This window comes from Brackiella oedipodis DSM 13743 (assembly GCF_000621025.1).
In the GTDB taxonomy this organism is placed as follows: Bacteria; Pseudomonadota; Gammaproteobacteria; order Burkholderiales; family Burkholderiaceae_B; genus Oligella; species Oligella oedipodis.
The window spans coordinates 235,398-249,686 of the sequence record NZ_KK211206.1 but is presented as its reverse complement, the minus strand read 5'-3'; the positions used below and the strand labels follow the sequence as shown (position 1 = coordinate 249,686).

Genomic DNA, 14,289 nt, shown 5'->3' with positions numbered 1-14,289 from the left:
TAGGAAATTCAATGTCTCAATCAGTCGGTTTTGTAGGTTGGCGAGGCATGGTCGGTTCTGTGTTGATGGACCGCATGCAACAAGAAAATGACTTCGCTAACATTAACCCCGTTTTTTTCTCCACTAGTAGTGCGGGTGGCGCGGCACCCAGCTGGGCGCAAGGCGCCGGATCCTTACAGGATGCCTACGATATAGATAGTCTCAAAAAACTACCGATTATCGTCACGGCTCAAGGAGGCGACTATACCAATGAAGTGTTCCCCAAATTACGTGCTAGTGGCTGGCAAGGATTGTGGATTGATGCGGCCAGTGCTTTACGTATGAAAGACGAGGCCGTGATTGTCTTGGATCCGGTCAATCGCGATGTTATCGATGGTGCCCTCAAAAATGGCACTAAAAATTTCATAGGTGGTAATTGCACCGTCAGCTGTATGTTGATGGGGTTGGCGGGGCTATTTAAACACGACTTAATCCAATGGATGAGTTGCATGACCTATCAAGCCGCTTCTGGTGGTGGCGCCAAACACATGCGTGAACTCCTGACTCAGTTCGGTTTACTCCACCAAACAGTCAGCACACCTTTAAGCGATCCCGCTTCAGCGATTTTAGAAATCGACAAATTGGTCTTAGCCAAACAACAGGACGCTGATTTGCCTTGTGATCAATTTGGCGTACCCTTAGCAGGTAATTTAATTCCTTGGATTGACAAGGATCTTAATAATGGTCAATCGCGCGAAGAATGGAAGGCCGAAGCCGAAACGAATAAGATCTTAGGACGTGGTCATGATGACGCCATTGCCGTCGATGGTCTTTGTGTTCGCATTGGCGCAATGCGTTGCCATAGTCAAGCACTCACCATTAAACTCAAACGCGATGTGCCGCTAGACGAAGTAGCCGACATAATCGATCAAGGCTCTCAATGGTCAAAAGTCATTGCTAACACCAAGGAAGCCACCATGCAAGCGCTTACACCGGTAGCAGTCACCGGTACCCTCGATATTCCTGTCGGTCGACTCCGCAAAATGTCTATGGGCCCGGAGTATTTGAGTGCTTTTACCATTGGTGATCAATTGCTTTGGGGCGCTGCCGAACCGATTCGTCGCATGCTCAAAATTGCGCTTGGTGAGTTATAGACCATGGATGTACCTAGCTGGATTGCCAATTACATCTCCCTATGGTTGGTGGGCTTTATCGCCCTAATTGTGCTGGTATTGGCCTGCATGGTGTATGTTGACAAAAAACAAAAAGCTAAAGCACCGCCGGAGGCGATCGAGGACGACGCCTCTGTGACACGGCAAGTATCAACACCCGCACAACGACAAGCGCAGGAATTTGAGCGTAAACTCGCCAGCATAAATCTCGATCTTGATTCGCCACCTTCCAACGAATAGTATGAGTCAAGCATCATCAACGACCCGTATTGTTTTGGGGCTATCCTACCATGGTCAACATTTTCATGGTTGGCAAACTCAGCCTGGTGGCAATACGGTGCAGGATCATTTGCAACACGCGATCGCGCAATTCACTCAACATCCGTTAGAAGTGGTGTGTGCAGGCAGGACTGATAGTGGTGTGCATGCTATCGAGCAAGTTGTCCACCTCGATAGTCCTGTCTATCGCAGTAATGAATCTTGGGTGCGAGGGCTTAACGCGTTACTGCCAGGCAGTATTCGTATCAAATGGGCCTGTCCCGCTAGTCATGCCGATTTTCATGCGCGTTTTGCGGCCACTCGCCGTAGTTATTTATATGTATTGCGCAATGATGCTGTTGAATCCGCGCTGTGGCAAGGCCTGGTCGGTTGGGATTTTCACGAGCTCAATCTCGCTAATATGCAAAGCGCCGCACAGCAATTACTCGGACGCCATGATTTTAGCTGTTTTCGTGCCGCCGAATGTCAGGCGCATTCACCTGTGCGCGAGCTCTATCAGTTGCAAATTAAGCAAGAAGGCAAGCTTATTTTTTTCCTCTTTCAAGCCAATGCATTTTTGCACCATATGGTGCGCAATATCATGGGGGCCTTATTATATGTGGGTAAGGGCAAACATGATCCGCAATGGATGCAAACGCTGCTAGCACAAAAAGATCGGCGCCTGAGTGCGCCTACGTTTATGGCTGATGGCTTATATTTGTTGCATGTAGATTACCCCAGCGGTGCCTTTTCCAGTCCCAAACGACTTGCGGCCATGACTCAGTTTGCGGCACAACCCGATATTGCAACCGCCATTTCTTTGTGGCGCGATATTTAGTAAACATAGATAATCAGCAGCTGCGCCGATAGCAGCCAGTACACGTGGACTACAGGTGTTTAATCTGGCATTGCTTGAATTCGTTGTGCCCGGGCGGCTGCGGCGGGATGCGAAGCAAAAAGACTAGAACTGGAACCAAGCGCTTGTAATTTTTGTAGCGCTGTGATTGCCGCTTGTTTACTTTTGTGATTGGCTTTGAGAATTCTTAGCCCGTAGGCATCGGCTTCATATTCTTGGGTCTGTGAGTACTGTGCCGTCACAAACGACTCAGCAATATCGCCAATTTGACCTTGGCTTAAACTACCCAATAAACTATTGCCACCCATGGCTAAGCGAGTGGCTCGCATCAATAATTGGCGCCGTGCCGCTTGTTTGGAATGCCCTAACATCACGTGACCAATCTCGTGACCAATCACCCACAAAAGCTCATCATCATTCATTTTGTCCATTAGACCAGTAAAGACGCGAATATCCCCATTAGGTAGGGCAAAGGCGTTGACCTCTGGAGTTTCATAAATTTTAAAATGAAGCGAGCGACCGTTATAGTGTTTGAGCGGGGCGGTAATTTTGTTGAGACGTTTAGTGTAGGGGCTATTGTCAGAAGCTATGCGTTGCTTAGCATCAAGGTTGTGTGCAGATTGCACGCCTAAGCTTTGGATCTCTTGATCGCTGAGTGTAGCCGCCGAATACAGTGAACTACCGACACCGACAAGCATTTGGGGGTTCAGATTATCACAAGCACTAAGGGAAAAACTCAGAGCAAGTGCTATCGCGACCATTGGCTTATGCATGAAAAATTCCTTTATAGCTACTATATAAGGCACAAAGCAGGACAGCAAAAAAACAAAGGCCTAAGAGTTGCACTAGCATGAGCAAAAGCAGCGGCGATGAAATCACTTTTGCACAAAATGTGATCACTAATGAAAGCAAAACGCCAAAGACTAATAAACAGACCACTAATAAGATGAAGGGCAAGAGATTACGAGTAAAAGCCACGATAGAAAAAAAGATCGCCTTATGAAAGGGCAGGGCATGTTTATAAATCAAAATAGGCGCATAACACAATAATAAATAGAGTATATGCAACAACACAAAGAAGAGCAATAATTTTGCACTATCAATTTGTGAGAGTATTTGCGCTGCCAGCTGTTCTTGCTCTGCAAACGTTGTCGCTTGTTTCTCTAACAGCGCTGCATAATATTGAAAATCTATATTCGCAAATGGATTACAGAGGACAGCCAATAAGGAGCACACAATACCAAGCAATAGCCCCATCAAGAGTAGGTTCGGTACGGTTTTAGTCTGCAGCCGCCAAGCCTTAAAGGCCTGCGCCAAGGGGGCTGATTGTGATTGCTCTACTAGGTGAATCGCGTGATAATAAACAGCGATAAATAAGGACGTGATCATGTGCAATACAATAAGCGTAAAGGGACCAAATAACATCGATAGATAGGTCGTATACTGAAACACAAAGCCCAGCAAAATGAGGGGTAAAGGCGCTTTTTTGAATAAATTGAGTGCGTTTTTAAACCACTGAAAACCGCTTTGTGCCGGTAGAGGATAAGCTTGCATAGCAATAACAACAAATATTAAGGTAAAGGTGGAATATTCTCGGGATGATGGCAGCGCTGCTTGAGGATTCTCTCAAAATAAGTAGGATCGTGCGGTGTTAGCGTTTCGGCAGGGCGTGGCAAATAATAATCATAGAGTCTTGAGGTCCAAAAACGTAAGGCCGCCGCTTGCAGTGCCAAAGGCCATAAAGCTCTTTCGGCCACCGTAAAGGGTCTGAGCTCGGCATAGGTTTGCAGCCAGGCATTGACTAAAGGCGCTTTTAGAGCGCCAGTATCTGCCTCAATACACCAGTCGTTTACCGCCACGGCGATGTCAAATAACCATTTATCGTTGCCCGCAAAATAAAAGTCGATGACGCCACCCATTTGCGGTTCTTCAGCGCTACCTGTAAATAAAATATTATCTTTAAAGTAATCACAATGGCTGGGACCATAAGGCAATTGCCGCCAATCACGACTACTTTGGGTCTCGATTTGCCGTTGTAGACAATCTTGATAGAACGTTTTTAGGTCATCAGACAGATACGGTAGGATGCTGGGGGCAGTGGCTTGCCACCATTCAAGTCCCCTTAAGTTACCTTGCATCACTTCAAAATTTTGCGCGGCCAAATGCAGGCGCGCTTGGGTTCGAGCAGCCACCTGACAATGTTGCACAGTAGGCTTTAATTCGGATTGCCCCGGCAAGCGAGTCACTATACTAAGTGGCTTACCCTTAAAGTCACCATAAAGCTCACCATCTTTACGACGTTGTGGCATGGGTACGGGTTGTTTTTTTTCTGCCAAGTAATGCATCAATTCAATGTAGTATCGCAATTGCTTAGCTTTGAGGACTTCAAACACCGTGAGCACATACTCACCTTGGGTGGTTGTCAAGAAATAATTTGTATTTTCGATGCCAGCGGCAATGCCGCGAATGGATTGCAACTCACCAAGCTCATAATCGTGCAAAATTTCAGCGGCCTGTTCAGGCGTGATTACAGTAAAAATCGCCATAAAAATTTACCGAAAAAAGGTCAATAAAATACCTTTGATTTTAACTATAATGTCAGGGTGCTTGCTTTAACTTGTCTTTGATCCCAAAAATATATGATGCGTCCTCTTGACCACTTTCGTCACTCAGGCCAACGACTATTTGCACGTCCCAGTTTATTGATTTGGGCGGTCATTATGGGTTGCTTGGGGGCCGGCGCGACTATGCTGTTTTACGAGTCGATGTATTTGATCCAATACCTACTCAGCGGCCGCAGTGGCATGGTCAATGACGTGACTTCTACCTTTAGCACGCTGCAAACCATTGTCTTTCCCTGCATCGGTGGTTTAGTCGCTGGCTTATTACTGAATTTATCGAACCGCTTCAAGACTGATGCCGAATCAGACTATATGGAAGCCGTGGCTCTTGGTAATGGCCAGCTGTCCATCCCCCAAGGCTTGGCTCGCATTCTTTCTGCTCTGAGTGTGGTGGCCACGGGCGGTTCGATAGGTCGAGAGGGGCCAATGATTCACTTTGCTGCCATGACAGCCTCAGCCTTTGGGCGATTTTTTTATGTGGATGCTGTGCATTTGCGGCTCTTAGTGGCTTGTGGTGCCGCAGCTGGGGTGGCGGCCGCTTATAACACACCGATTGCTGGGGCTTTATTTGTGGCCGAAATCGTGATTGGCAGCATGTCTATGGTGGTGTTAGGCCCCTTATTGGTGGCGGCTGCGACTTCACATTTACTGATGCGTTTCAGTGGCCGCTATCATTTACTCTATGAAATGTACGATGTCTGGCATTATTCCACAGAGTTCATGCTATGGGCTGTGGTCCTGGGACTACTAGCGGGCTGCGCAACACCCCTTTTTTTACGTTATTTATCTTTTCTGCGCCAGACCTTCAAAAAAATCCCACTTGCCTTGCCTTGGCGGATGGCCTTAGGTGGGCTTTGTATGGGTGGCTTTTTATTACTTGATCAACGCGTAGCAGGTAACGGGGACTTCATTGTGCATCAATTATTACACAACGCCTGGGCCTGGCAGAGTCTATTGTTATTTTTGCTGGTCAAAGTCCTCGCCACTGGCGTCGTAGTGGGCTCTGGCGCTGTTGGGGGTGTGCTGACGCCAGTCATGTGTGTTGGTGCCAGTGTCGCTTTACTAATGGTACATGCTGCCGCCTTGATTTTTCCCGAGATTAATAATTTTATGCCGGAATTTGCACTCTTAGGTATGGGAGCTTTTCTGGCGGCGGCTACCAGCGCCCCCTTGATGGCGATGATTATGATTATCGAAATGTCACAAAATCTCAGTCTTGCCGCACCACTTATATTTTCGTGCACAATTGCCTATGCCGTGGCGCGCTTTTTCAAGGGCTTGGTGATGTATCACGTCACCGAGACGCGAGAACAAAGCGATTTACTTAGAAGCCGCTTAAGGCATTTACATATAGAGGACTTTATTCAAACACCGCAAAATGTCATCAATGCGAATGCCAGCGTCAAAGAAGCCGTACAAAAATTTACGCAATTATCAGTGCGCTACATTTATGTGGTCGACGATGAAAATGTCTATCAAGGCGTGATTGCCCATAAAGATGTCACCGAATTATTATTTAACTCCGGTGATATGCAGCAATTGATTAAGGATTCCTTGATCAGCCGTCGTTATTTGCAACCCCTGACAATAGGTATGACACTCGATCAGATTCAAGAGCACTTAGTGAATTTTTCTGGCGAGCGTTTGCCGGTCTTAGACCAGCAGGAGCCCGCCCATCTCATTGGCGTCATCTACAAATCGGAAGTCCTGGCTAAATATAGTGAGATCAAGCGTTCACTTGATAATACCGACAAGGTCGTGCTAGATTTACACGCTCCAAATTCTAAGTAAGCCGCGACTATGACTCTCTCTAGACCCAATATTTATGAAGACCAGCAGCAACCATGGCGCCTATCCGTTGCTCCCATGCTTGATGTTACGGATCGTCATTGTCGTTATTTTCATCGCTTACTGGCTCCTAATGCGTTGTTATATACCGAGATGGTCACCACTGGAGCGTTGATTTATGGTGATGTAGATAGGCATTTGCAATTTAATGCGGCCGAGTCACCCGTTGCCCTACAATTGGGTGGTTCTGAACCATTAGCCTTGGCGCATTGTGCTAAGTTAGGGGAGCGTTATCACTATCAAGAAATTAATCTAAACTGTGGCTGCCCATCAGAACGTGTACAAAAGGGGGCTTTTGGTGCTTGTTTGATGGCTGAGGCGTCCTTGGTGGCTGACTGTATCAAAGCGATGCAAGATGCGGTGAGTCTACCGGTGACGGTCAAACATCGCTTAGGTCTAGATGATAACGAGAGCTATAGTTTTGTTAGTGATTTTGTTGGAGCGCTGTATGACGTGGGTTGTCGCGTATTTATTGCACACGCCCGCAACGCTGTCCTAAAGGGACTGTCACCCAAAGATAACCGCCAAATCCCACCTTTGCGTTATGAGGTGGTTGCACAGCTCAAACGCGATTTTCCTGAAGCTAGATTTATTCTCAATGGTGGCTTATCGACGCCTGAGCAAATGTGGGCGCAAGCACAATTGCATGATGGCATTATGGTAGGGCGTGCCGCCTGGCATGAACCTTATATGTTGGGGCAAATTCATGAACGATTATGGCCCGACATGACTAGGCTCAGCTTAGCTGAAGTAGTCGATACAATGACGCACTATGCAGCGCAACAAGTTGCTCAAGGAGTCCCTTTACGCGTTATTGTCAAACCCATGCTCGGTCTTTTTAATGGTTGCAAGGGCGCCAAGCAATGGCGCCGCCATCTCTCTGATCCACAGGCGCTTCAGGCCCAACAAATTAACATTCTTCCTCAAGCCTTTAGATGCGTACAAATGTGAGTCAAAAGATCAAGTCTAAAAATGCGCTTTTATGCATAAAGGCAACATAAAAAAATCTTTTTTTGGTCTCATTTTTTATATAAGTCCAGCCACACGGGGTTTCCACTGCACAACCCTTATTTTAATGTTAATGATAGTTATTCACATATATTGAATTTCTTGCTTTAATACTATATATTGTAAAAATTCCATTAGTTAACACTAGATATAGTTTTTTACTAAGAAATTTTTTCTTGCCAAAAAACGTTAAAAGGTGCCTTGATGATGGAGTATTTACAGTGATTTAGAGCAATCGCTGCTGTTTTTTAGATGAAATCGGCCTTGAGGTCGAGATGCAATTTCAGGGTAAATGGTTATGGATGAAAAGCTGCTGGTCACTAAACGTGACGGTCGAAAAGAGCCTTTAGATTTAGATAAAATTCACCGAGTCTTGGATTGGGCCTCAGAAGGTTTAACCAATGTCTCGACATCTCAGGTCGAACTTAAGTCGCAAATTCAATTCTACTCAGGCATAAAGACCGAAGACATCCATGAAACTATCATTAAGGCGGCCGCAGATCTCATCTCCGAACAAGCCCCGGATTATCAATATTTAGCCGCACGCTTGGCGATTTTTCATTTGCGCAAAAAAGCCTATGGTCAATTTGAACCACCGCATCTGTATGCCCATGTCAAAGAGATGGTGGCACACAAACGTTATGACAAGCATTTACTCGAAGACTATAGTGAAGAAGAGTTCGATCAGCTCAATGAGATGTTAGTGCATGAGCGCGATATGAATTTTTCTTATGCGGCGGTTAAACAACTAGAAGGTAAGTACCTCGTCCAAAATCGCGTCACAGGCGCCGTCTATGAAAGCCCGCAGTTCCTTTATATCTTGGTAGCCGCTTGCTTATTTGCACGTTATCCACAGTCAACTCGCTTGCAATACGTACAAGATTTCTATAATGCGATCTCGACTTTCAAACTATCTTTGCCTACCCCGATTATGTCTGGGGTGCGTACGCCAACGCGGCAGTTTAGCTCTTGCGTGTTGATCGAGTGTGATGATAGTTTAGACTCCATCAATGCCACCAGTAGCGCGATTGTGCGTTATGTTTCACAACGCGCGGGGATTGGCGTCAATGCGGGTCGGATTCGAGCAGTTGGTAGTTCCATTCGTGGCGGTGAAGCCCAACATACTGGCTGCATTCCTTTCTTTAAGCACTTCCAAACAGCGGTCAAATGCTGCTCTCAGGGGGGCGTACGAGGGGGTGCCGCGACCTTATTCTATCCACTTTGGCACTTGGAAGCCGAGTCACTTTTGGTCCTCAAAAACAACCGTGGCGTCGAAGAAAACCGTGTCCGTCATCTTGATTATGGTGTGCAAATCAATCGTTTGCTCTACCAGCGTTTACTCAAAAACCAATTAATCACCTTGTTCTCGCCCTCAGATGTGCCAGGACTTTATGAGGCTTTTTTTGCGGATCAAGAAGAGTTTGAGCGCTTATACACGCAATACGAGGCCGATGAGTCCATTCGCAAACGCCAAGTGAAGGCCTCAGAATTGTTCTCTTTGCTAATGCAAGAGCGCGCCAGCACTGGTCGTATTTATGTTCATAATGTTGACCACACGAACACCCATAGTGCTTTTGACCCGAATGTCGCGCCGGTCCGCCAAAGTAATTTATGTCTAGAAATTACTTTACCAACCAAACCGCTCAATGACATTAATGATCCTGAAGGTGAGATCGCTTTATGTACCTTATCGGCTTTCAATTTGGGCGCTCTTGAGAATTTTGATGAACTCGAAAAACTTGCCGATTTAATTGTTCGTGCGCTCGATGCCTTATTGGATTATCAAGATTATCCGATTATCGCCGCAGAGCGCGGTAGTATGAATCGTCGCACCTTAGGTATTGGGGTGATTAACTACGCCTATTTCTTGGCCAAAAACAATGCTCGGTATTCGGATGGTAGCGGTATAAATATTACGCACCGTGTATTTGAAGCGATTCAATATTATTTACTCAAAGCCTCTGTCAATCTCGCCAAAGAATTTGGTCCATGCCCGTGGTTTGAACAAACGCGTTACGCACAAGGCATTTTGCCTATAGACACTTACAAAAAAGATCTAGACGTCATTTGCAAAGAGCCTTTGCATTACGATTGGGAAGCCTTGCGCCAAGACATCAAAACCCATGGTTTACGTAATTCGACACTCACTGCCTTAATGCCTTCAGAGACCTCGAGTCAAATTTCCAATGCCACTAATGGGATTGAGCCTCCGCGCGGCTTAGTTAGCGTCAAGGCGTCCAAGGATGGGATTTTAAGTCAGGTCGTGCCAGATTATCTGCATCTCAAAGACAAATATGAATTGCTCTGGGATATGCCTAGTAATGAAGGGTATTTGCAGCTGGTTGGCATTATGCAAAAATTCGTGGACCAAGCGATTTCGGCCAATACCAGTTACGATCCATTGCGTTTTGAAGGTGGCCGTGTGCCCATGAAGCAATTACTCAAAGATCTATTATTGGCGTATAAATACGGTCTAAAAACTTTGTACTATCACAACACGCGTGATGGCTCCAAAGACTTACAAAGCGATATTGCTGCTAGTGATGACTGCGCTAGTGGTGCATGCAAAATATAAGAGGGAATACGATGTGGTACAGTACTTTTTGTGAAACACCCAATAACGCCCTAAGCGAACCCATGTTTTTTGGTCAAAGCGTGAATGTGGCGCGTTATGACCAACAAAAATTCGAAGTTTTCGAAAAGCTCATCGAGAAACAATTATCCTTTTTCTGGCGTCCCGAGGAAGTTGATGTCTCCCAAGACCGCATCGACTACCAGAATTTGCCTGAGCACGAAAAACATATTTTTATTAGTAATCTCAAATACCAAACCTTATTGGATTCTATCCAAGGTCGCAGCCCGAATGTCGCCTTGTTGCCATTAGTATCTTTGCCTGAGCTCGAGACATGGATTGAGACCTGGTCATTTTCTGAGACTATTCACTCACGTTCGTATACGCATATTATTCGCAATATCGTCAATGACCCATCATTGATTTTCGATAGCATTGTCACGAATGAGCATATTTTGCAACGTGCGCGCGATATCTCTCGTTATTATGACGAGCTAATTAATGCGACCCAATGCTATAACCAGATCCAAGCCGGTCACATCAAAGAGAGCGATTGCAATATTGACGTTAGCCTACATGGTCTCAAACGTAAGCTGTATGTGTGCTTAATGGTCGTCAATATTCTTGAGGCAATTCGCTTTTATGTGAGTTTTGCGTGTTCCTTTGCCTTTGCCGAAAGAAAACTCATGGAAGGCAATGCCAAAATTATTAAACTGATTGCACGTGACGAGGCGCTGCATTTGACCAGCACACAGCACATGATTAACCTCATGCGCAGCGGTCAAGATGATCCAGAAATGGCCATCATCGCCAAAGAACTTGAGGATCAGTGTTTTGGCATCTTCAAACACGCCGCCGAACAAGAAAAACAATGGGCCGAGTACTTATTTAAAGACGGCTCCATGATTGGTCTCAACAAAAACATTCTCTGCAAATACGTGGAGTACATTACCAATTTACGTATGCAAGCGGTCGGTCTCAAACCTGCCTTCCCAGAAGCAACCCAAAACCCCATCCCATGGATTAATGCTTGGTTATCTTCTGATAATGTGCAGGTTGCTCCTCAAGAGGTGGAAATTAGCTCGTACTTAGTCGGTCAAATTGATTCTAATATCGATACGAATGATCTTGAAGACTTTGAATTATGAGTCGCGTCTTTACCCAAGATGACGTGATTGATTTACTCGACCAAGAGAGTATTTTGCAAGCCCTAGAGCGACAAGGATATGTGCTTGAATCCCAATGTCGCTCAGGCTATTGCGGTGCCTGCCGCCTCAAAAAGCTCACGGGCGAGGTCGATTACCTAGAAATGCCCTTGGCCTTTATCAATCCTGATGAGATTTTGCCGTGTTGTAGTCGTCCCAAAGCCAATACTAAGTTGCGCTTAGAAGTGCGACGTCCGAGTTCAGCCGAAAGACAAAAACGGCGCCAACGGCCATCGGCTCAAGCGCATCAAAGCGAGGCAGACGCGGTGCATGACAAACAAGAAAACCCGTCCTATTGAATCAGTGATCACTAAGTGCTCGAGCCTATAAAAAAGCCCTAAGTCACTGGCTAATGAGCCGTGCTTAGGGCGATTCTTTTGCAAGTCCTACACTGACAAGGAACGGACTAGCCAGAAAAGTTAGGCCGGTTTGTTAACTCGAGACGTTGCTGAGTCGGCCTGCGCTGTCGTTTCTGGTCCTTCTGATCTATCTGACCCTTGCTCATCAGGCCAATCTTTGATGTAAGCCTTGAGCATATTTTTTTCAAATTCATTTTGTTCGATAGCCGCGCGCGCCATATCGGTAAAAGAAACCACGCCCAATAGGGTGGTACCATCCATCACAGGGGCATAACGCACACCATGCTTGATGAGTAAACGACGACCTTCTTCGAATGAGGTATTAGGGGCGATGGTCACAGGCGCATCATCCATGACGGTGCGTACCGTAATCGCACGGTAATCACGATCTGGTTGGGCGACGCATTTAATAATCTGACGATAGGTCAAAATCCCGGCCAGCTCGCCATGTTCCATGACTACAATTGAACCAATATCATTGTCAGCCATCGTCTCGAGGGCTTGTTGTAATGATTGGTTAGGGTCAATGGTAAATAAAATATCTCCTTTGACTTTGAGAACATCACTGATTTTTAACATAAGCGCCTGCTTTATAAAACATTTTTAAGAATAACTGGGGTCTCTTCTTGTAAAGACAAAGAAAAGGCGTGCAATAAGCGTTTATCCTCTTGAATGGCATCCAACTGATCATTAAATAAGAGCCGATCAAAAATAGGCGTTAGATCGGCGTTTTGGCTGCAAACGAGCACCCAAGTATCACCATCTTTGCTGGTGGTGTTGGCAATGTAGCCAAGATCTTGTAGCGAATCTAAGATTTCTAAAAGCGTATTAGGATCTATTTTGACACGTTTGATTAAATTTTCAAGCGTCAATCCCGGGTTTTGACTATCTCTGGCTTGGAATAAGTCTCTGAGAATTTGCACGGCAATCACCAATAAGAGACCAGATTCGTAATGGGTCTTAAAGTGACCTAAGCGGATTTGCGGCGCCATGGCGGCAATTGCGGCCCCCAACAAGACAATAATCCAAGAAATATAAATCCACAATAAGAACAAAGGCACCGTGGCAAAGGCCCCATAAATCAAGGTGTAAGAGGGGAAATTGGTAATATAAAAGGCAAAGCCAGCTTTGAGGATTTCGAATAGACTCCCACTGACCACGCCACCGATTAAGGCATCCTTAAAGGCTACGCGTCGGTTCGGGACAGTGTAATAAAGCAGGGTGAGCCCCAACACCGACATGATCCATGGGAAGACATAGCCCATAAATTGACGACCAATACTGATATATTGATCAAAGGTTTTTTGTAAGACAAAACCACTAATCCATAAGCTTAGACTCAGTATAATTGGACCCAAACTCAGCACTGCCCAATACATCAAAATCCGCATTAATAAACCACGAGAGCGTTTGACATGCCAGATTTTGTTAAGTGCTTCTTCGATTGTCATCATCAACATAATCGAAGTGACAAACAAAAAAATCACCCCCACCGTTGTCATTTGCGAAGCAGACTGGGCAAAACTATTGAGGTATTCAAATATATTTTCGGAGATGCTCTCGGGCATTAAGTTATGCCGCAAAAAGTTATCCAAATAGACCTTAAAGTCATTAAATACAGGGAAGATGGTAAATAAGGCCAAAATCACGGTGAGCAATGGCACCACTGCCAGTACTGTGGTGTAAGCGAGACTCGAAGCCGCTTGTGTGAGTTGGTCATCGATCAAACGTCTTACCGCATAGATGAGTGTGTTTTTGATGCAGGTGAGCCGGCTTCTGGGTTGAGTATCATGAATATACTCGGTGATTTGACTCGGTTGATCGTCTAAATCAGACTCGGACGCTTGGCTTTTAGTGCTAGAGTTCATAGTTATGGTAAATTTTTACATTTATACACAAAATGCAGTATAGCAATATTACTTAATAATCAAAAGTCAATTGCCTAAATCTAGCGGCTTGTTTTTAAAGGTTTTTCATGAGCGATCCCACACGCCTTGCGGATTCTAGCACTGTGCGCACTGTACCCCTAAATCCTTTTTATCGTTGGCTCTGTTTGGCGGCACTGCTATTATTATTACTACTATGCATCGCTTGGGAACTTTTTTTAGATCCCCTTGTGCCCGGCGGTAGTCTTTTTGTGCTTAAAGCCTTACCCTTGATCTTTCCGATTTATGGTGTTTATAAAGGCCATCTCTATACCATGCAATGGTCTAGCATGTTGATTTTATTGTATTTTATGGAAGGGGTGGTACGCTGGTACAGTGATACTAGCGCCATATCTGCCCACCTGGGCATGCTTGAGGTCATTTTATCTTTAGTATTTTTTGTCTCGGCTATTCTTTATGTGCGTCCCGCCAAAAAACTGGCGAACTATCTCAAAAAAACAGGGCAATAATTTGTCCTTTCCCTTA

The 14,289-nt window shown here is 45.4% G+C and carries 14 protein-coding genes; 9 read left to right on the top strand and 5 right to left on the bottom strand.

All coding sequences use genetic code 11. From position 1 onward, the window contains the following. Window positions 1-11: 11 nt before the first annotated feature. From asd to truA, 3 genes are read left to right on the top strand one after another with little or no spacing between them, the layout of a single operon-like run. Window positions 12-1,133 carry an aspartate-semialdehyde dehydrogenase gene (asd, locus tag Q335_RS0107660; RefSeq protein ID WP_028358114.1) on the top strand — a complete coding sequence of 374 codons (1,122 nt, stop codon included), beginning with the start codon at window positions 12-14 and terminating at the stop codon, window positions 1,131-1,133. Window positions 1,134-1,136: 3 nt separating this feature from the next. Then, window positions 1,137-1,391 carry a hypothetical protein gene (locus Q335_RS0107655; protein WP_028358113.1) on the top strand — a complete coding sequence of 85 codons (255 nt, stop codon included), beginning with the start codon at window positions 1,137-1,139 and terminating at the stop codon, window positions 1,389-1,391. 1 nt (window position 1,392) lies between these two features. Beyond that, window positions 1,393-2,247 (top strand): tRNA pseudouridine(38-40) synthase TruA, encoded by an 855-nt coding sequence (gene truA, locus Q335_RS09765; RefSeq protein WP_084493589.1) that lies wholly within the window; start codon window positions 1,393-1,395, stop codon window positions 2,245-2,247. A gap of 59 nt (window positions 2,248-2,306) precedes the next feature. Here truA and Q335_RS0107645 read toward each other — a convergent pair whose 3' ends face one another. From Q335_RS0107645 to Q335_RS0107635, 3 genes are read right to left on the bottom strand one after another with little or no spacing between them, the layout of a single operon-like run. Next, window positions 2,307-3,038, bottom strand: coding sequence for a M48 family metalloprotease (locus Q335_RS0107645; RefSeq protein WP_028358112.1), 732 nt, complete (start codon window positions 3,036-3,038; stop codon window positions 2,307-2,309). Continuing rightward, a complete protein-coding gene (locus Q335_RS0107640; protein WP_028358111.1) occupies window positions 3,031-3,819 on the bottom strand; it encodes a BPSS1780 family membrane protein in 789 nt (262 codons plus the stop codon). The genes Q335_RS0107645 and Q335_RS0107640 overlap by 8 nt, the downstream gene beginning before the upstream one ends. A 17-nt stretch (window positions 3,820-3,836) precedes the next feature. Further along, window positions 3,837-4,811 (bottom strand): homoserine kinase, encoded by a 975-nt coding sequence (locus Q335_RS0107635; protein ID WP_028358110.1) that lies wholly within the window; start codon window positions 4,809-4,811, stop codon window positions 3,837-3,839. Between the two features lie 93 nt (window positions 4,812-4,904). Between Q335_RS0107635 and Q335_RS0107630 the strand changes: the two genes are divergently transcribed. The 5 genes from Q335_RS0107630 (at window position 4,905) to yfaE (ending at window position 11,818) form a co-directional block, all read left to right on the top strand. Further along, window positions 4,905-6,677, top strand: a complete 1,773-nt coding sequence (locus Q335_RS0107630; protein WP_051532400.1) for a ClcB-like voltage-gated chloride channel protein — start codon at window positions 4,905-4,907, stop codon at window positions 6,675-6,677. 9 nt (window positions 6,678-6,686) lie between these two features. Beyond that, window positions 6,687-7,685, top strand: coding sequence for a tRNA dihydrouridine(20/20a) synthase DusA (gene dusA, locus Q335_RS09760; protein WP_051532399.1), 999 nt, complete (start codon window positions 6,687-6,689; stop codon window positions 7,683-7,685). Window positions 7,686-8,040: 355 nt separating this feature from the next. After that, window positions 8,041-10,317, top strand: a complete 2,277-nt coding sequence (nrdA, locus tag Q335_RS0107620; RefSeq protein ID WP_028358108.1) for a class 1a ribonucleoside-diphosphate reductase subunit alpha — start codon at window positions 8,041-8,043, stop codon at window positions 10,315-10,317. A gap of 11 nt (window positions 10,318-10,328) precedes the next feature. Beyond that, window positions 10,329-11,462: a class Ia ribonucleoside-diphosphate reductase subunit beta gene (nrdB, locus tag Q335_RS0107615; protein WP_028358107.1), complete on the top strand. Its 1,134-nt coding sequence runs from the start codon at window positions 10,329-10,331 to the stop codon at window positions 11,460-11,462. Continuing rightward, window positions 11,459-11,818: a class I ribonucleotide reductase maintenance protein YfaE gene (yfaE, locus tag Q335_RS09755; protein WP_084493588.1), complete on the top strand. Its 360-nt coding sequence runs from the start codon at window positions 11,459-11,461 to the stop codon at window positions 11,816-11,818. The genes nrdB and yfaE overlap by 4 nt, the downstream gene beginning before the upstream one ends. A gap of 120 nt (window positions 11,819-11,938) precedes the next feature. On the opposite strand, the gene Q335_RS09750 is transcribed toward yfaE, so the two are convergent. Next, the gene (locus Q335_RS09750; RefSeq protein ID WP_084493587.1) at window positions 11,939-12,457 is read right to left on the bottom strand and encodes a CBS domain-containing protein; all 519 of its coding nucleotides are present in this window, start codon (window positions 12,455-12,457) and stop codon (window positions 11,939-11,941) included. 11 nt (window positions 12,458-12,468) lie between these two features. Further along, the gene (locus Q335_RS09745) at window positions 12,469-13,746 is read right to left on the bottom strand and encodes a YihY family inner membrane protein (protein WP_038369745.1); all 1,278 of its coding nucleotides are present in this window, start codon (window positions 13,744-13,746) and stop codon (window positions 12,469-12,471) included. A 107-nt stretch (window positions 13,747-13,853) separates the two neighbouring features. Here Q335_RS09745 and Q335_RS0107595 point away from each other — a divergent pair, with 107 nt between their 5' ends. Then, window positions 13,854-14,273, top strand: coding sequence for a DUF2069 domain-containing protein (locus tag Q335_RS0107595; RefSeq protein WP_051532398.1), 420 nt, complete (start codon window positions 13,854-13,856; stop codon window positions 14,271-14,273). Window positions 14,274-14,289: the final 16 nt, after the last annotated feature.

Bases quoted from the DNA above. Each gene is read 5' to 3' on its own strand.
- asd (WP_028358114.1), top strand. From the start codon at position 12: ATGTCTCAATCAGTCGGTTTTGTAGGTTGGCGAGGCATGGTCGGTTCT.
- Q335_RS0107655 (WP_028358113.1), top strand. From the start codon at position 1,137: ATGGATGTACCTAGCTGGATTGCCAATTACATCTCCCTATGGTTGGTG.
- truA (WP_084493589.1), top strand. From the start codon at position 1,393: ATGAGTCAAGCATCATCAACGACCCGTATTGTTTTGGGGCTATCCTAC.
- Q335_RS0107645 (WP_028358112.1), bottom strand. From the start codon at position 3,038: ATGCATAAGCCAATGGTCGCGATAGCACTTGCTCTGAGTTTTTCCCTT.
- Q335_RS0107640 (WP_028358111.1), bottom strand. From the start codon at position 3,819: ATGCAAGCTTATCCTCTACCGGCACAAAGCGGTTTTCAGTGGTTTAAA.
- Q335_RS0107635 (WP_028358110.1), bottom strand. From the start codon at position 4,811: ATGGCGATTTTTACTGTAATCACGCCTGAACAGGCCGCTGAAATTTTG.
- Q335_RS0107630 (WP_051532400.1), top strand. From the start codon at position 4,905: ATGATGCGTCCTCTTGACCACTTTCGTCACTCAGGCCAACGACTATTT.
- dusA (WP_051532399.1), top strand. From the start codon at position 6,687: ATGACTCTCTCTAGACCCAATATTTATGAAGACCAGCAGCAACCATGG.
- nrdA (WP_028358108.1), top strand. From the start codon at position 8,041: ATGGATGAAAAGCTGCTGGTCACTAAACGTGACGGTCGAAAAGAGCCT.
- nrdB (WP_028358107.1), top strand. From the start codon at position 10,329: ATGTGGTACAGTACTTTTTGTGAAACACCCAATAACGCCCTAAGCGAA.
- yfaE (WP_084493588.1), top strand. From the start codon at position 11,459: ATGAGTCGCGTCTTTACCCAAGATGACGTGATTGATTTACTCGACCAA.
- Q335_RS09750 (WP_084493587.1), bottom strand. From the start codon at position 12,457: ATGTTAAAAATCAGTGATGTTCTCAAAGTCAAAGGAGATATTTTATTT.
- Q335_RS09745 (WP_038369745.1), bottom strand. From the start codon at position 13,746: ATGAACTCTAGCACTAAAAGCCAAGCGTCCGAGTCTGATTTAGACGAT.
- Q335_RS0107595 (WP_051532398.1), top strand. From the start codon at position 13,854: ATGAGCGATCCCACACGCCTTGCGGATTCTAGCACTGTGCGCACTGTA.